16 protein-coding genes and 3 tRNA genes are annotated in these 16,144 nt (G+C 72.7%); 4 read left to right on the forward strand and 15 right to left on the reverse strand.

The annotated features are described in order from the left end of the window. Window positions 1-134: 134 nt before the first annotated feature. The 3 genes from rpmG to ABZ340_RS02785 form a co-directional block, all read right to left on the reverse strand. Complete coding sequence (gene rpmG, locus ABZ340_RS02775) at window positions 135-299, reverse strand: 50S ribosomal protein L33 (RefSeq protein WP_003948671.1); 165 nt, start codon at window positions 297-299, stop codon at window positions 135-137. A gap of 88 nt (window positions 300-387) precedes the next feature. Next, window positions 388-460 (reverse strand) — tRNA-Met (locus ABZ340_RS02780). A gap of 47 nt (window positions 461-507) precedes the next feature. After that, window positions 508-580 (reverse strand) — tRNA-Thr (locus ABZ340_RS02785). A gap of 281 nt (window positions 581-861) precedes the next feature. Here ABZ340_RS02785 and ABZ340_RS02790 point away from each other — a divergent pair. After that, the gene (locus tag ABZ340_RS02790; RefSeq protein ID WP_358779931.1) at window positions 862-2,127 is read left to right on the forward strand and encodes an amidohydrolase family protein; all 1,266 of its coding nucleotides are present in this window, start codon (window positions 862-864) and stop codon (window positions 2,125-2,127) included. Window positions 2,128-2,459: 332 nt separating this feature from the next. Continuing rightward, complete coding sequence (locus ABZ340_RS02795) at window positions 2,460-3,116, forward strand: SDR family oxidoreductase (RefSeq protein WP_358779932.1); 657 nt, start codon at window positions 2,460-2,462, stop codon at window positions 3,114-3,116. 87 nt (window positions 3,117-3,203) lie between these two features. Here the strand turns inward: ABZ340_RS02795 and ABZ340_RS02800 are convergent, their stop codons facing one another. Further along, window positions 3,204-3,425 carry a hypothetical protein gene (locus ABZ340_RS02800; protein WP_358779933.1) on the reverse strand — a complete coding sequence of 74 codons (222 nt, stop codon included), beginning with the start codon at window positions 3,423-3,425 and terminating at the stop codon, window positions 3,204-3,206. Window positions 3,426-3,723: 298 nt separating this feature from the next. Continuing rightward, a tRNA-Tyr gene (locus tag ABZ340_RS02805) sits at window positions 3,724-3,805 on the reverse strand. 225 nt (window positions 3,806-4,030) lie between these two features. On the opposite strand from ABZ340_RS02805, the gene ABZ340_RS02810 reads away from it, so the two are divergent. Beyond that, the gene (locus ABZ340_RS02810; protein WP_358779934.1) at window positions 4,031-4,519 is read left to right on the forward strand and encodes a YajQ family cyclic di-GMP-binding protein; all 489 of its coding nucleotides are present in this window, start codon (window positions 4,031-4,033) and stop codon (window positions 4,517-4,519) included. Between the two features lie 225 nt (window positions 4,520-4,744). On the opposite strand, the gene ABZ340_RS02815 is transcribed toward ABZ340_RS02810, so the two are convergent. Beyond that, window positions 4,745-5,011 carry a GlsB/YeaQ/YmgE family stress response membrane protein gene (locus ABZ340_RS02815; protein ID WP_358779935.1) on the reverse strand — a complete coding sequence of 89 codons (267 nt, stop codon included), beginning with the start codon at window positions 5,009-5,011 and terminating at the stop codon, window positions 4,745-4,747. Between the two features lie 223 nt (window positions 5,012-5,234). On the opposite strand from ABZ340_RS02815, the gene ABZ340_RS02820 reads away from it, so the two are divergent. Then, window positions 5,235-6,485, forward strand: a complete 1,251-nt coding sequence (locus tag ABZ340_RS02820) for an APC family permease (protein ID WP_358779936.1) — start codon at window positions 5,235-5,237, stop codon at window positions 6,483-6,485. 259 nt (window positions 6,486-6,744) lie between these two features. Here the strand turns inward: ABZ340_RS02820 and ABZ340_RS02825 are convergent, their stop codons facing one another. The 9 genes from ABZ340_RS02825 to ABZ340_RS02865 form a co-directional block, all read right to left on the reverse strand. After that, the gene (locus ABZ340_RS02825; RefSeq protein WP_358779937.1) at window positions 6,745-7,338 is read right to left on the reverse strand and encodes an SMI1/KNR4 family protein; all 594 of its coding nucleotides are present in this window, start codon (window positions 7,336-7,338) and stop codon (window positions 6,745-6,747) included. A gap of 170 nt (window positions 7,339-7,508) precedes the next feature. Further along, window positions 7,509-7,901: a YccF domain-containing protein gene (locus tag ABZ340_RS02830; protein WP_358779938.1), complete on the reverse strand. Its 393-nt coding sequence runs from the start codon at window positions 7,899-7,901 to the stop codon at window positions 7,509-7,511. Then, complete coding sequence (htpX, locus tag ABZ340_RS02835) at window positions 7,898-8,761, reverse strand: zinc metalloprotease HtpX (RefSeq protein WP_358779939.1); 864 nt, start codon at window positions 8,759-8,761, stop codon at window positions 7,898-7,900. The genes ABZ340_RS02830 and htpX overlap by 4 nt, the downstream gene beginning before the upstream one ends. Before the next feature lie 334 nt (window positions 8,762-9,095). Further along, window positions 9,096-10,631 (reverse strand): NADH-quinone oxidoreductase subunit N, encoded by a 1,536-nt coding sequence (locus ABZ340_RS02840; protein WP_358779940.1) that lies wholly within the window; start codon window positions 10,629-10,631, stop codon window positions 9,096-9,098. Beyond that, window positions 10,628-12,202 carry an NADH-quinone oxidoreductase subunit M gene (locus ABZ340_RS02845; protein WP_358779941.1) on the reverse strand — a complete coding sequence of 525 codons (1,575 nt, stop codon included), beginning with the start codon at window positions 12,200-12,202 and terminating at the stop codon, window positions 10,628-10,630. Before ABZ340_RS02845 ends, ABZ340_RS02840 begins: the two co-directional genes overlap by 4 nt. Before the next feature lie 6 nt (window positions 12,203-12,208). Continuing rightward, the gene (locus ABZ340_RS02850; RefSeq protein ID WP_358779942.1) at window positions 12,209-14,203 is read right to left on the reverse strand and encodes an NADH-quinone oxidoreductase subunit L; all 1,995 of its coding nucleotides are present in this window, start codon (window positions 14,201-14,203) and stop codon (window positions 12,209-12,211) included. Next, window positions 14,200-14,589, reverse strand: coding sequence for an NADH-quinone oxidoreductase subunit NuoK (gene nuoK, locus ABZ340_RS02855; RefSeq protein WP_358779943.1), 390 nt, complete (start codon window positions 14,587-14,589; stop codon window positions 14,200-14,202). The genes ABZ340_RS02850 and nuoK overlap by 4 nt, the downstream gene beginning before the upstream one ends. After that, window positions 14,589-15,422 (reverse strand): NADH-quinone oxidoreductase subunit J, encoded by an 834-nt coding sequence (locus ABZ340_RS02860; protein WP_358779944.1) that lies wholly within the window; start codon window positions 15,420-15,422, stop codon window positions 14,589-14,591. The genes nuoK and ABZ340_RS02860 overlap by 1 nt, the downstream gene beginning before the upstream one ends. Further along, on the reverse strand, window positions 15,419-16,144 hold the full coding sequence (locus ABZ340_RS02865; protein ID WP_358779945.1) for a 4Fe-4S binding protein: 726 nt from the start codon (window positions 16,142-16,144) through the stop codon (window positions 15,419-15,421). Before ABZ340_RS02865 ends, ABZ340_RS02860 begins: the two co-directional genes overlap by 4 nt.

Consider the following 16,144-nt stretch of genomic DNA (forward strand, 5'->3'; position numbering starts at 1 on the left):
CAGTCGGCGCCCGGCCGGCCAACCGTCCGGCCGGCCAGGAAGGCGACCGGGAAGGCGGAAGGCGGCCGGGCGACGACCGAAACGACGCGAGGCCGCCCCCGGAGTGCGGGGACGGCCTCGTGTACGAGCCTGTTTTATCGCGTTTCGCGGTGCGCGGTGTGCGCATTGCAACGCGGGCAGTGCTTCTTCATCTCAAGACGGTCCGGGTTGTTACGCCGGTTCTTCTTGGTGATGTAGTTCCGCTCCTTGCACTCCACGCAGGCCAGCGTGATCTTCGGGCGGACGTCGGTGGCAGCCACGTGAGTGCTCCTTGACGAACGGGTGGACTGATTTAACGCAAGAAGAGTAGCCGATCGAAGGACCGACCCCGCAATCGGCTACTAAGAGTAGCGGTGACCGGACTTGAACCGGTGACACAGCGATTATGAGCCGCTTGCTCTACCGACTGAGCTACACCGCTTTGATGCGATCCGGCCCCCGCCTTGCGACGGGAACCTTCCGCACCAGAGCCCCAAAACGGAATCGAACCGTTGACCTTCTCCTTACCATGGAGACGCTCTGCCGACTGAGCTATTGGGGCGAGCGATGAAGACATTACACGGTCAGCCGCCCTACTCCCAAATCCGTTCCCCGGCTCCGGCCCGCGACCCGTTCCCGGGCCTGCGCCCGGCGGCCGGACCACCGGGCACGGGCCCCCGCTCCGGCCCCCTGTCCCGGCCCCGGCCGCTCCTGCCCCGTACGGCGGACCGCACCGGTACGACTATTCCGCTCCTGCGGCTCCCGGCGTGATCGCCGTCCTAGGCTCGACCCACTCTCCGTGATCTTGCATCCCCCTGCGCAACCCCGAGCCCGAGGAGCGCGATGCCCGACAGCCGGCCGCAGCAGCCGCCCCACTCGTCGTCCTCGCCGGGCCCCGCCGCGCACGGCTCGCTCCTGCTGTCCGGGGCCCGGCTCACCGACGGCCGGACCGTGGACGTACGGCTGTGCGGCGAGCGCATCGAGGCGGTCGGCACCGCGGGGAGCCTGACGGCGGGCACCGCGCCCGGCACCGGCACCCGCGTGGACCTCACCGGATACCTGCTCCTGCCCGCCCCCGCCGACCCCCACGTCCACGGCGACACCGCGCTGACCGCCGACACCGGCGGCCCGGTCTCGTACGCCGCCGAGGACGTCCAGCGCCGCGTCACGGAGGCGGCGCTGCTCCAGCTCGGGCACGGCGCGACCGCGCTGCGGGCCCACGTGCGCGTGGACGACGTCCAGGGGCTCGGCGCCCTGACCGCCGTACTCCGGGCGCGGCGCTCGCTGCGCGGGCTGGCCGGGCTGACGACGGTGGCGATGCCGCGGGTGCTCACCGGTGCGGCCGGGGCCGACGGGCTGGCGATGCTGCGGGACGCGCTGAAGGCGGGTGCCTGTGCGGTGGGCGGGTGCCCGGACCTGGATCCGGACCCGACCGGCTACGTGGAGACGGTCCTGGAGGTCGCCTCCGAGTACGGCCGCCCCGTCGACCTGCACACGGACGCCGCCGACCCGGCACGGCTGGCCCGGCTCGCGGCGATGGCGGGCGGGCTGCGCCCCGGGGTGACCCTCGGTCCGTGCGGGGGCCTGGGCCGGCTGCCCGCCGAGGTGGCCTCGCGGACCGCCGACCAGCTGGCGGCGGCCGGGGTGGCGGTGGTGTGCCTGCCGCAGGGCGGCTGCGGCGGCGTCGACCGCCGCGACGGCACGGCTCCGGTACGGCTGCTGCGGGCGGCCGGCGTCCGGGTCGCCGCGGGCAGCGGCGCCCTGCGGGACGTGAGCAACCCGGTGGGGCGCGGCGACCCCTTGGAGGCGGCCTACCTGCTGGCCTCCCGCCACGGGCTGCGCCCCGAGGACGCGTACGACGCCGTGAGCGCCTCGGCGCGGGCGGTGCTCGGCCTGCCCGAGGTGCGGGTGGAGGCGGGCTTCCCGGCCGAGCTGCTGGCGGTGCGCGGGGAGCGGCTGGCGGGGGCGCTGTCCCTGGCGTACAGCCGGATCGTGGTGCACCGGGGGCGGGTGGTGGCGCGCACGAGCGCGGTACGGGAGTACGGCGACTCGACGACCGCGCCGGCGGAGCCGGGGCTGCCCCGGCAGGGGCGGGGGGAGCTCTCGTGAGGGACGCGGCGGGGCGCGCGTTCGCGCCGGGGCGGGCCGCCGGCGTCGCGCGGGGCGGATGGGGCCGGAGTCGCGTGGTGTGGACGGGGCCGGAGCCGCGTAGAGCGGATGGGGCTCGCGCAGACCGGTGGTCCGGCCCGGCCGGGTTCGAGGCCATCGGAGTCGTGCGGGGCCGGCCGGGCCAGTCGGCGCGGTCGGCGCGGCCGGGCCAGTCGGCGCGGTCGGCGCGGTCGGCGCGGTCGGCGCGGTCGGTGCGGCCGGCGCGGCCGGCCGGGCTCAGGGCCGCCGAAGCCGTGCGGCGGAGGCGGCCGTCGGGGCGTACGGTCGAAGACATGCGCATTGTCATCGCTGGTGGTCATGGTCAGATCGCGCTGCGGCTGGAGCGGCTGCTCGCCGCGCGCGGGGACGAGGTCGCGGGCCTCATCCGCAAGCCGGAACAGGCCGGTGATCTGCGCCAGGCCGGTGCCGAGCCGGTCGTGCTCGATCTGGAGTCGGCCTCGGTCGAGGAGGTCGCGGAACGGCTGCGGGGCGCCGACGCGGCGGTCTTCGCGGCGGGCGCGGGCCCGGGCAGCGGGGCGGCCCGCAAGGAGACGGTGGACAAGTCCGCGGCGATCCTCTTCGCCGACGCGGCGGTCCGGGCGGGCGTACGGCGCTTCCTGGTCGTGTCGTCCATGGGCGCGGACCCGGCCCACGAGGGCGACGAGGTCTTCGACGTGTATCTGCGCGCCAAGGGCGAGGCGGACGCGTACGTGCGTGGCCTGGACGCCCTGGACTGGACGATCCTGCGCCCCGGTCGGCTGACGGACGACGCCGGCACCGGCCTGGTCCGTCTGGAGGCGCACACGGGCCGCGGGCCGGTTCCCCGCGACGACGTGGCCGCCGTCCTCGCCGAGTTGGCGGACACCCCGGCGACGGCGGGCCTGACACTGGAACTGATCGGCGGGTCGACGCCGGTGTCGGTGGCGGTGAAGTCGGTGGCGGGGAACTGAGGGTGGCCGGCGACTGGGGAGGGCGGGCCCGGCCGCGCCGTGCCGTCCTGCCGGATCCGCGCGCCCTGGGCGGGCAGGGCCCGGATCTCAGAACAGGGGCATCTGGCCAGGGAAGTCGGGAACGACGTACCCGTCCAGTGACGGCTGCACGGCCCCGAGTCGAGCCGGCCGTCGGGACCCCGGACAGGACGTCAGCTCACCGCTCTCCCGCGCGCCCGGCGGATCGTGACGCGCGTACCGCCCGGCGACGACGGCGATCTCTCGGCGGCACTCGGGGCAGGCCCTGCGGCGGGAGGACGTGGAGGACATGGGGCCAGTGTGCCGCAGCCGGAAGGGCCTGACGCGGGATCAGCGCGGGTCTGCGGCCTCGCATCGGCCGCCTGACCTCGCGCTCGGGCAGACGCAGCGCCGAAGCGTGGGTCATGGGCGGCATGGGCTGCTTCGCCGCACGCTGGACCGGGTCGCCGCCCGTCGGCCCCGCGGCGCCGGACAAGGCAGCGGGGTGCCGGGCATCCCCGCGACAAGAGCGCGAGCCGTCTCCGAGACGATATGGCAAAGGGCCCGTGACCTGCTGTTTACGCAGGTCACGGGCCCTTTGTTTCCCGTGTGGCGGCGCTAGGATTCGAACCTAGGAAGGCTGAGCCGGCAGATTTACAGTCTGCTCCCTTTGGCCGCTCGGGCACACCGCCGGGGTAGCTGCCCGTCGAACCGCTTTTCGGCGGTGCTCCGTGGCAACGACGTAAACAATACCCGATGTGGAGGGGTGCTTCGCCACCCGGTTGATCGTGCGCCCGGAGGGCGGGGGGTGGCTAGGCTTGTCCGGATGCGGCCGGGGACGCCTTTCCCGGGCTCCGTGGCCGCCCACGTACGCCGTACGCACCCGATACGCACCCCGATACAAGGAGCCACAGGACATGGCCGACTCCAGTTTCGACATCGTCTCGAAGGTCGAGCGGCAGGAGGTCGACAACGCCCTCAACCAGGCCGCCAAGGAGATCTCTCAGCGCTACGACTTCAAGGGCGTGGGTGCTTCGATCTCGTGGTCCGGCGAGAAGATCCTCATGGAGGCCAACTCCGAGGACCGGGTGAAGGCTGTCCTCGACGTCTTCCAGTCCAAGCTGATCAAGCGTGGGATCTCGCTGAAGGCGCTGGACGCGGGTGAGCCGCAGCTCTCCGGCAAGGAGTACAAGATCTTCGCGACGATCCAGGAGGGCATCTCCCAGGAGAACGCGAAGAAGGTGGCGAAGATCATTCGCGACGAGGGCCCGAAGGGTGTGAAGGCCCAGGTCCAGGGCGAGGAACTGCGCGTCAGCTCGAAGAGCCGGGACGACCTGCAGGCCGTGATCGCCCTGCTGAAGGGCAAGGACTTCGACTTCGCGATGCAGTTCGTCAACTACCGGTGACCGACTGACCTACCGGCCGGCCCGGCCCGGCCCGGTCCGCGCCGGCGCTGCCGAGTACGCGGCATGCGGCACGCCGGCACAACGGGGCGGACCGCCGGGTCCGGCCTCCTCACGGCCTGACCGCCTCGGCGGCAGCCCTCGTCGTGTCTTCTCGGCTTCTCGTCCGCTGCGAGCACTGCGGGGTCCTTCCGGCAGGGGCGGCGGTCCGGGGCGGGCGCGGCCTGCTCAGTCGCGCGAGTGGCCGAACAGGAGGCGGTAGGCGATCAGCAGGACCAGCGAGCCGCCGATCGCCGCGGCCCAGGTGGCACCGTCGTAGAAGTCCCTGGTGATCGGGTGGTCCAGCCAGCGGGCCGAGATCCAGCCCCCGATGAACGCACCGGCGACGCCGATGACCGTCGTGCCGATGATCCCTCCCGGGTCTCGGCCCGGCAGCAGGAACTTGGCGATGGCTCCGGCCAGGAGCCCGAGGATGATCCAGCTGATGATCGTCATGCCCTGTACCTGCCCTTTCTCGCTCGGCCGCATCCTTCCGGCGTCGCGAGCCATTTCGCTCTCACGGTCGTCGGCTGCCGGTCATCGGTGGCCGGTGATCGGTGGCCGACGGCCGGTCACCGGCTGCGGTTGGTGATGAGCGCCGTTGTGTGTTCATGCCCCCTTGGTGGAGGGGACGTCAGGCTCACACCCGGTGGTTGCGCTGGTCAGTAGGGTGCGAGCCATGACACTTGCGGGTTCGGAGCTGCGGCGCACCCTGGGCGTGGGCGATGCCGTGGTCGTCGGGCTCGGCGCGATGATCGGGGCCGGGATCTTCGCCGCGCTGGGGCCCGCGGCCCGCGTTGCCGGGTCCGGGTTGTTGCTCGGCCTGGCACTGGCCGCCGTGGTCGCCTACTGCAACGCCACGTCGTCGGCGCGGCTGGCCGCCCTGTACCCGGCTTCGGGCGGCACGTACGTGTACGGACGTGAGCGGCTCGGGGAGTTCTGGGGGTACCTGGCGGGCTGGTCCTTCGTGATCGGCAAGTCGGCTTCCTGCGCTGCCATGGCGCTCACCGTGGGCGCGTACGTCTGGCCGGAGCAGGCGCACGCGGTGGCGGTCGCCGCCGTGGTGGCGCTGACCGCGGTGAACTACGGCGGCATCCAGAAGTCGGTCTGGCTGACACGGGTGATCGTCGTGGTCGTGCTGGCTGTCCTCGCTTCCGTGGTGGCCGTGTGCCTGGCGTCCGGGCGGTCCGACGCCGGGCGGTGGGAGGCATGGACGCCGGAGGGCGCTGGGGTGGGCGGGGTGCTGGAGGCGGCGGGTCTGCTGTTCTTCGCGTTCGCGGGGTACGCGCGTATCGCGACCCTCGGCGAGGAGGTGCGGGACCCCGCGCGCACCATCCCCCGGGCGATCCCGCTAGCCCTGGGCATCACTCTGCTCGTGTACGTGTGTGTCGCGGTGGCTGTCCTTTCGGTGCTGGGTCCGGGCGGTCTCGGGCGGGCGGCCGCACCGCTGACGGACGCGGTCCGGGCGGCCGGCGTACCAGGGCTGGTGCCGGTGGTGCGCGTGGGCGCCACCGTGGCCGCGCTGGGCTCGTTGCTGGCCTTGGTCCTGGGCGTGTCGCGCACGGTGCTGGCCATGGCCCGCGACCGTCACCTGCCCGGCGCGCTGGCGGTCGTGCATCCGCGTTTCCAGGTGCCGCACCGGGCCGAGCTGATGGTGGGGGCGGTGGTCGCCGCCCTGGCCGGCACGGTGGACGTGCGGGGCGCGATCGGATTCTCCTCCTTCGGGGTGCTGGTCTACTACGCGGTGGCCAACGCGTCGGCCTGGACGCTGTCCCCGGTTGCGGCGGCCCGCGTCGTGCCGGCGGTGGGGCTGGTCGGGTGTGTGGTGATGGCGGTCTCCCTTCCGGTGGTGCCGGTGGCCGTGGGCGCGGGTGTACTGGCGGTGGGCGTGGGCACGTACGGGGTGCGGCGGTGGGCGGTGTCGCGGTAGCCCGGTGGGCGGTGTCGCGGTAGCCCCGCCCGGTGGCGCGGGCCTCGGGCGGTCGGCTGTGCGCCGCTGTCGGGGGTCAGTGATCGGTAATCGGTGATCAGGGGTCAAGGGTCAGGGGTCCGGGGTCCGGGGTCAGCGATAGCCCATCGGCTCATCGGTCACGGGCTGTCGGCCGGGTGGCATCGGCCGTCGGCCGGTGGCCGTGTGTGCAGCGGGGCTGTGGCCGGGCCGCTGCCCCGAGTCCGCTGTTCCTTGGTTCTCAGGGGGCCTCGGGGTGCCGACGGGCGCCTGGTGCGGCCGGTGGCTCCGTGCGTATGAGGAAATCGGTCCAGAGCGCCATCTCCGCGTCCTCGTTCGTCTCCTCGTACCAGCCCGTGCCGTCCACCCACGCGCGCAGCCAGTCCTCCAGGCCGGGCGCGTCGACGAACCAGGCGTGGCCGGGATCGCCCGGGTTGGGGTCGAAGAGCAGGACGGTGGCCTGCGGGGAGCGGCAGTCCACACAGGCGTACATCGCACAGCCCCAGTGGGATATCGGCAGTACGCCCTCGGGCCAGGGCCAGGCGGGGTCCTTGCGGCCGCTCTCTCGGTGGGAGAGGTAGTGGGGGACGGCGGCGGGCTCGCCGGAGGGAGGGCTGTCGAGGAGGGGCAGCAGGCCGTACTCCGGGCCGAATCCGCCGTCCCCTATCCGCAAGTAGAGCTCGGCGAGCAGTGGGGGCAGGGTGAAGCCCAGGGCGGCCTCGGCACGGGCCAACGTGGCCGTGTCGACAGGCTCGGGCAGGGAAGTCCAGCCCCATGGGCGGGTGTCGCGGGCTTTGGCCGCCACCCGTGCCAGCAACTGCTCGCTCTCGGTCATGGGTTCATCATGCAGGCCGCCACTGACAGCCGGGCCGGCCTGTGGACAACCAGGGGCCTGTGGAAAACGGGCAGGCAGGGCGGGCCGACCGGGCCGGCGGAGCGTCTGTGGCCACGCCGTGCCCGGGCGGGGACGAGCCGCCGGGGTGAGCCGTCGGCTGCCCTGTACGGTCAGCGGGCCGCGAACGGCTGGTCCGTGCGGATGATCTCGCGGCCGAGCGGAAGCAGCGAGACCGGGATCAGCTTGAAGTTGGCGATGCCGAGAGGGATGCCGATGATCGTGACGCAGAGCGCGATGCCGGTGACGATGTGGCCGAGGGCCAGCCACCAGCCGGCGAGGACGAGCCACAGGACGTTGCCGACGCAGGAGGGCGCCCCGGCGTCCCGGCGTTCGACGGTCGTGTAGCCGAAGGGCCACAGGGCGTAGACGCCGATGCGGAACGCGGCGATGCCGAAGGGGATGCCGATGACGGTGACGCACAGGAGCACACCGGCCAGCAGGTAACCGAGGAACAGCCAGAAGCCGCTCAGGACGAGCCATATGAGGTTCAGGACGGTTTTCACTGCGGGCGGCCTGCCATCTTCTCGAGCCGGGCGATGCGGTCAGCCATCGGCGGATGGGTGGAGAACATCTTCGACATCCCCTGACCTGGGCGGAAAGGATTGGCGATCATCATGTGACTGGCGGTTTCGATGCGGGGTTCCGGAGGCAGCGGCAGCTGCTTGGTGCCGAGCTCCAGCTTGCGCAGGGCGCTGGCCAAAGCGATCGGGTCGCCGGTGAGCCGGGCGCCCGAGGTGTCGGCCTCGTACTCCCGGGAACGGCTGATGGCGAGCTGGATGAGGGTGGCGGCGAGCGGGCCCAGAATCATGATCAGCAGCATGCCGAAGAGGCCGGGTCCGTCGTCGTCGTCGGAGCGCCCGACGGGGATCAGCCAGGCGAAGTTGACCAGAAACATGATCACGGAGGCCAGGGCGCCGGCGACCGAGGAGATCAGGATGTCGCGGTTGTAGACGTGACTGAGCTCGTGGCCGATGACACCGCGCAGTTCCCGCTCGTCCAGCAGGCGCAGGATGCCCTCGGTGCAGCACACGGCGGCGTTGCGCGGGTTGCGGCCGGTGGCGAAGGCGTTGGGCGCCTCCGTCGGGGAGATGTACAGGCGCGGCATGGGCTGGCGGGCCTGGGTGGAGAGCTCACGGACCATGCGGTACAGGCCGGGAGCCTCGAATTCGCTCACCGGGCGGGCGCGCATCGCGCGCAGTGCCAGCTTGTCGCTGTTCCAGTACGCGTAGGCGTTCGTGCCCAGGGCGACCAGGACGGCGACGACGAGCCCGGCTCGGCCGAAGAAGCTGCCGATGAGGATGATGAGTGCGGACAGTCCCCCGAGGAGTACTGCGGTCCTGAGCCCGTTGTGCCGGCGGTGCACGGTACGCCCTCCAAGTGGTGCAGCAGGGGAACCCTTTGCTTGGCGCTCTCGCTTGCTGGTCCTGCTTTCCGGTCTCCGAATCCCACTGGTGCCGTGGTGGCACGTCCAGCACGTCCAGTGGACCCTCCCGTACTGGTCAACGCCAGGCGAGGGCCGCCAGTTCCCTGGTGCCCGCGGTGGTGCGCACCCGCCGTACGGGTGATGGCGGGTGGGACGCGCGGCACGCGCGCGTGGGTGTCGGGTGCCCCACGCGCGCGTGGGGCAGGCGGACCGGTGCTCGGTGGAGCCGGTGCGCGAGGAGCGCCGGGTGCCCTGGGTGAGGAGGGGCCGGGGTTCAGAACAGCCCGGTGTCGGCGAAGCGCAGGACCAGCTGGGGTGCTCCCGAGAGGACGACGGCGAGGACCGCGGTGACGCTGATCGCGGCCGTGAGGGGGGCGGGGAGGCGGTGCCGGACCGCCTCTCCCTCGGGGGCGCGGAACAGCAGGGCCGTCCACTGGAGGTAGTAGAACAGCGCGACGACGACGTTGACGGCCATGACCACCGCGAGCCAGCCCAGGCCCGCGTCGACGGCCGCGGAGAAGACGGTGACCTTGGCGAACAGGCCGATGATGCCCGGCGGCAGCCCGGCGAGGCAGAGCAGGAAGAACGCCAGGAGCAGCGCCGTGAGGGGGTTGGTCGCGTACAGGCCGCGGTAGTCGGAGACGCGGTTGAGGGAACGGGTACGGCCCACCAGGGCGGCCACCGCGAAGGCGCCGAGGTTCACGGCGGCGTACATGAGGGCGTAGGCGACGGTGGAGCCGACGGACCGTTCGGCGTCGTCGGAGTACGCGGCGGCGGCGATCGGCACCAGGAGGTAGCCGGCCTGGCCGACGGACGACCAGGCGAGGAGGCGTACCGCGCTGTACGCGCGCGTGGCCTGCTGGCGGAGGGCGCCCGCGTTGCCGATGGTCATGGTGAGCGCGGCCAGTACCGCGAGGGCCGGGCCCCAGACGTCGGCGTACGAGGGGAGGGCGACGACCGTGACGAGGATCAGGCCGGAGAAGCCGACCGCCTTGCCGACGACGGACAGGTAGGCGGCGATGGGCAGGGGGGCGCCGACGTAGGTGTCGGGGACCCAGAAGTGGAAGGGCACGGCGGCCGTCTTGAAGGCGAAGCCGACGAGGGTGAGGACGACGCCGGTGTGGGCGAGCGTGGTGAGCTGCCCGTCGACGTGCTGGATCCGGCCGGCGATCTCGGTGAGATGGAGGGTGCCGGTGGAGGCGTAGACGAAGCTGATGCCCATGAGGCTGACCGCGGTGGCGGTGACCGAGGACAGGAAGAACTTCAGGGCCGCCTCCGAGGAGCGGCGGTCGCCGTGCCGCAGGCCGACGAGGGCGAAGGCGGGCAGGGAGGCGACCTCCAGGGCGACGACGAGGGTCGCGAGGTCACGGGAGGCGGGCAGCAGGGCGGCACCGGCCGCGGAGGACAGCAGCAGGAACCAGTACTCCCCTTCGGGCAGTCCCCGGTCGGCGTCCTTCAGGGCGGTGACCGACAGCAGGGCGGCCACCAGGGCGCCGCCGAGGACCAGGAACTGGACGACCAGGGTGAACGGGTCGGCGGTGTAGCTGCAGACGCCGGGGTCGCCGGTCAGGCAGAAGGTGGAGCGGTCGCCGTCGAGGAGGGGCAGCAGCATGAGGAGGGACGCGGCGAGACCGGCGACCGACGCCCAGCCGAGGAGCGGCTTGTTCCGTTCGGCGACGAAGAGATCGGCGACGAGAACGACGAGGCCGACGACCGCCGCGATGGTCGGCGGCGCGATGGCGAGCCAGTCGACGGACTGGACCAGCGACGCCGCCGAGGGCTGCGCCAGGAGCTGGACCGGGGTGCTCATCGGGTGCCTCCTGCGAGGAGCTGCTGCACGGCCGGGTCGGTCAGCCCGAGGAGGGCCTTGGGCCACAGCCCGGCGACGACGGTGAGGACGACGAGCGGCGTCCAGGCCGCGAACTCGTAACGGCGCACGTCGGTGAGGGCCGGGGCGTCGTGCCGGACGGTGCCCATGCAGACGCGGCGGACCACGGTCAGCAGGTACGCGGCGGTCAGCAGGGTGCCGAAGGCGCCGATCGCCATGAAGGTGAGGAAGGCGGGGCGGCTGAGGCCGGCGTGCGGGTCGAAGGCGCCGAACAGGGCCAGCATCTCGCCCCAGAAGCCGGCCAGGCCCGGCAGGCCGAGCGAGGCGACCGCGCCGAAGGCGAGCAGGGCGCCCAGGCGGGGGGCCTTGCCGTACAGCGCGGCGCCGGTCTCCTCGGCGAGGGTGTCGAGGTCGGTGGTGCCGGTGCGGTCCTTCAGGGCGCCGACCAGGAAGAAGAGCAGGCCGGTGATGAGGCCGTGGGCGATGTTGGCGAACAGGGCGCCGTTGACGCCGGTCGGGGTCATGGTGGCGATGCCGAGCAGGACGAAGCCCATGTGGCCGACGGAGGAGTAGGCGATGAGCCGCTTGAGGTCGCCCTTCGCGCCCCGCCTGGCGAGGGCCAGGCAGGCGAGGGAGCCGTAGATGATCCCGACGACGGCGAAGGCGGCGAGGTAGGGCGCGAAGGCGCGGAAGCCGTCGGGGGCGACGGGCAGGAGGATGCGGACGAAGCCGTACGTGCCCATCTTCAGCAGGACGCCGGCCAGCAGGACCGAGCCGACGGTCGGCGCGGCGGTGTGGGCGTCGGGCAGCCAGCTGTGCAGCGGCCACATCGGGGTCTTCACCGCGAGCCCGATCCCGATCGCCAGGACGGCGATGACCTGCACGGATGTGGTCAGCGACCGGCCGTTGTCAGTGGCGAGTGCCACCATGTCGAACGTGCCCGCCCTGAGTCCGACCAGGAGCAGGCCGAGCAGCATGACCACGGAGCCGAGCAGCGTGTACAGGATGAACTTCCAGGCGGCCTCGGCCCGGCCCTCGCCGCCCCAGCGGGCGATGAGGAAGTACATCGGGATGAGGACCATCTCGAAGGCGAGGAAGAACAGCAGCAGGTCGAGGACGGCGAAGGTGGCGAGGGTGCCGGACTCCAGGACGAGCAGCAGGGCGACGAACGCCTTCGGGGACGGGCCCGAGGGCAGCTTGAAGTAGCTGTAGAGCGCGCAGAGGAAGGTCAGCAGCGCGGTCAGGACCAGGAGGGGGAGGGAGATGCCGTCGATGCCGAGGTGGATCCGCACGTCGAGTGCGGGGATCCAGCTGATGTCCGTGCTCGCCTGCATCTTCGACGGGTGGGCGTGGTCGAAGCCGAGCGCGAGGACGATCGCGGCGGCGAGGACGGCACCGGTGACGGTGACGCCGTGCCGCAGCACGGCCTGCTCGGGTGACTTCCCCTTCAGCCCGGGCGGGGCGGGCAGGAGAGCGGCGGCGGCGCCGAGGAGCGGGCCGACGACGACGAATGCCAGAAGGAACTGCATCACGGACTCGCTGATATCGATCACGCCTGCTCACGCTCCCGTGGCGACGAGGACGGCGGCGACCGCGAGGACGACGGTGCCGGCGAGCAGCGCGCTCACATAGGTCTGGACGTTGCCGGTCTGGGCCCGGCGTACGGCGGCCCCGAGCCGGCGCGGCAGGGCGCCCGCCCCGCGGACGTAGGTGTCGACGACCTCGCGGTCCAGGAACCGGACGAGGCTCGCCCCGGCGCGGACCGGGCGGACGAACAGGGCCGTGTACACGGCGTCCAGGTGGAAGCCGACGGCCGCGTGCCGGTGCAGCGGGCCGAGCAGGAGCCGCCCGGGGTCCGACGGGTCGGGGGCGTGGGCCACGTCGCCGTAGGCGGGCGCGTGGGCCGCGATGGCCTCGGCCTCGACCTGGCCGGCGTCGCCTTCCGGGTGGGCGGCGACCGCGCCGAGGGGGTACCGGGCGGCGAGCGCGGTGGTGTGCCGCCAGGCCGCGTAGGTGACGATGCCGCCGACCAGGGCCACGCCCGTGCCGAGCACGGAGGTGGTGAGGGTCGGGGTCAGGTCACGGCCGTCGAACCAGTCGGGCAGCAGGCGGAACGCGAGCCCGCCGAAGGCGAGGGAGGGCACGGCGAGCAGCCAGAGCACCGCGTTCATGGTGACCGGCTGCCGGCCGTGGTCGGGGGCTTCGGTGCCGTGGCCGCGGAAGGCGAGCAACCACAGGCGCATCGCGTACGCGGCGGTGAGCAGGGCCGTGAGCAGGCCGGCGAGCAGGACGGTCCAGCCCGCGGCGCCGGGGACGTGCTCCGTGTGGCCGCCGGCGACGTGCTCGGCGGCGCCGAGGACGGACTCCTTGGAGAAGAAGCCGCTGAACGGCGGGATCGCGGCGAGCGCCAGCAGCGCCACGGTCATCGTCCAGTAGGCGTCGGGGACGCGGTCGCGCAGGTTCCGCATGCGGGACATGGCGGCCAGCGAGTTGGTGCCGGCGGCGTGGATGATCACGCCGGCCGCGAGGAACAGCAGCGCCTTGAAGGCGCCGTGGGACAGGAGGTGGAAGACGGCGGCCGACCGGTCGCCGACGGCGAGGGCGCCGGTCATGTAGCCGAGCTGGCCGATCGTCGAGTAGGCGAGGACGCGCTTGATGTCGTCCTGGGCGAGCGCGGCGAGCGCCGAGCCCGCCATGGTGACGGCGGCCATCACGGCGAGGACGGCCATCGCGGCCCGCGAGGCCTCGAACACCGGGAGGAGCCGGGCGATGAAGTAGACACCGGCGGCGACCATCGTCGCGGCGTGGATCAGCGCGGAGACGGGTGTCGGGCCCGCCATCGCGTCGGGGAGCCAGGTGTGCAGCGGGAACTGCGCCGACTTGCCCGCCACGCCGGCCAGGAGCAGCAGGGCGATCAGCGTCGGGTGGTCGAGTCCGCCGCTCGCGACCGTGCCGAGGATGCGGGTGACGCGGAAGGAGCCGGCGTCGCCGGCCAGGGCGAACAGGCCGATGAGGAAGGGGACGTCGCCGAGCTTGGTCACCAGGAAGGCCTTCAGGGAGGCGGCGCGGGCCTCCGGGGTCTCCCAGTAGTGGCCGACCAGGAAGTACGAGCAGATGCCCATGATCTCCCAGCCGACCAGCAGCACCATCAGGTCGCCGGAGTAGACGACGAGGAGCATGGCGGAGGTGAAGAGGGAGACGAGCGCGGCGTAGGAGGGGTAGCGCGGGTCCTCGCGCAGGTAGCCCGTGGAGTAGATCTGCACACAGGTCGCGACGAGGGCGACCAGGACGGCGGTGAGCGCGGCGAAGCCGTCGATGTGCAGGGCGAGCTCGATCGGGACCGAACCGGTGGGGGTGAGTTCGGTGGCGGCGTCGACGGCCCGGTCACCGCCCTGGCCCGCGGCGACCAGCGCGGCGAGCACGAGGGAGGCGAGCGCCGGCAGGACGGCGAGCGGGCGGACGAACCCGGGGGCGGTGCGGCCCAGGAGGAGGCCCGCGACGGCGCCCAGGAACGGAAGGAGGGGGACGAGGACGGCGAGGGTGGTCGTGGTCACGCGGTGGCCTCAGCCTTCTCGGCCTCGGTGGCCGTGAGGGCGTCGTGGTCGGGGCCGTCGGTGCCGTGGCCCTCGGCGGTGTCGCGGAGCTTGTCGATGTCCGCGGTGCCGCGGTTGCGGTGGACGGCGAGGACGATCGCCAGGCCGATGCCGATCTCGGCGGCGGCGATGGCGATGGTGAACAGGGTCAGGGCCTGACCGGAGTGCAGGGTCTCCTCGGCGGCCTTGCCGAGCCAGACGTCGAAGGCGACCAGGTTGAGGTTGACGGCGTTGAGCATCAGCTCGACGGACATCAGGACCAGGATCGCGTTGCGCCGGGCGAGGACGCCGTACAGGCCCGTGCAGAACAGGAGGGCGGACAGGACGGCGGGATAGGCGAGGTGCATCAGCGGTCACCGTCCTTGTCGCCGGTCTGCCCGGGCGTGTCGGCGGTGCCCGGGCGGCTGTCCTCGCGGTCCGCGCTGCCTCGGGTGCCTGCCGTGGGCGCCGTGCCTGCGGTACCTGCCGTGGGTGCCGTGGGCGCCGTACGCGGTGTGCTCGCCGTATGCGGCGTGTCCGGGGTGTCGCCGCGGACGCCGGTGGGGTTCGCGGCGGTGCCGGCGGGGCTCGTGGCGGTACCGGCGGGGCTCGTGGCGGTGCCGGACGCGTCCGCCTTGGCCTTCCGGGAGAGGACGATCGCGCCGACGAGGGCGGCGAGGAGGAGGACGGAGAGGGCCTCGAAGGGGAGGACCCAGTTCTGGAAGAGGCTCGCGCCGGTCACCTGTGTGGAACCGGCGGCCGGGCCGTCCAGGTCGATCCAGGTCGTCCGGAAGGCGTCGACGACGACCCACACCAGAGCCGCCGCCGCGGCGACGGCCACGGTGAGGGCGGCCCAGCGGTTGCCGGAGTCGGCGTCCGGTGAACGGCCGATCGGGGCCCTGGTGAGCATCAGTCCGAACAGGAGGAGGACGACGACGGAACCGACGTAGATGAGGACCTGCACCCAGGCGATGAACTCGGCGGTGAGCAGGAGGTACTCGACGGCCAGGCCACCGAGGGCCACCACCAGCCACAGGGCGGCGTGCACGAGCTGCTTGGTGGTGACGGTGACGATCGCGGCGCCGAAGGTCACGAGGCCGACGAGGAGGAAGGCGATCTCGACACCGGTCGGTGAGAGGAAGCCGTGGGACTCGGCGGCCAGGGGCGCGGCGAGGCCGCCGACGGTCGCGGCGAGGGTCATTCCCGGCCCTCCTGCCTCGGCTGGTCCGTCTGCTGCCGGGACTCCCCCATCGGCCGCGTCGGCTGCTCGGCCTCGCGGGCCTGCTCGTCGGCGTGCGGTTCGGCGGGGGACTTCGGCTCCGCGGGAGCCCCGGTGGCTTCGGCTGCTTCGGTGGGTACGGCTGCTTCGGTCTGTCGCTGGGCGGCGAGTTTGTCGGCGGTCTTGCGGGCGGCGGCGAGTTCCTTCGGCTCCTCCGCGCCGGGGTCGAGGGCGGGCGGGGCCGGGACCGTCCACATCCACTCGCGGAGCTTGTCGCGCTCGTGGGTGAGGTCACGGATGTCGGTCTCGGCGTACTCGAACTCGGGGGACCAGAACAGCGCGTCGAAAGGGCAGACCTCGATGCAGATACCGCAGTACATGCACAGGGAGAAGTCGATCGCGAAACGGTCGAGGACGTTGCGGCTGCGCTCGCGGCCACCGGGGGTGGCGGCGGGGATCGTCTCCTTGTGGGAGTCGATGTAGATGCACCAGTCCGGGCATTCGCGGGCGCACAGCATGCAGACCGTGCAGTTCTCCTCGAACAGCCCGATGACGCCGCGGCTGCGCGGCGGGAGGTCGGGCTGGACGTCCGGGTACTGCTCGGTGACGGTCTTCTTCGTCATCGTGCGCAGGGTGACGGCCAGGCCCTTGGCGAGGCCGCTGCCGGGGATGCGACGCCGGGTGGGCGAAAGAGGCTCGGCCAT

Origin of the sequence: Streptomyces sp. NPDC006134 (assembly GCF_040628835.1) — a bacterium.
Lineage (GTDB): Bacteria > Actinomycetota > Actinomycetes > Streptomycetales > Streptomycetaceae > Streptomyces.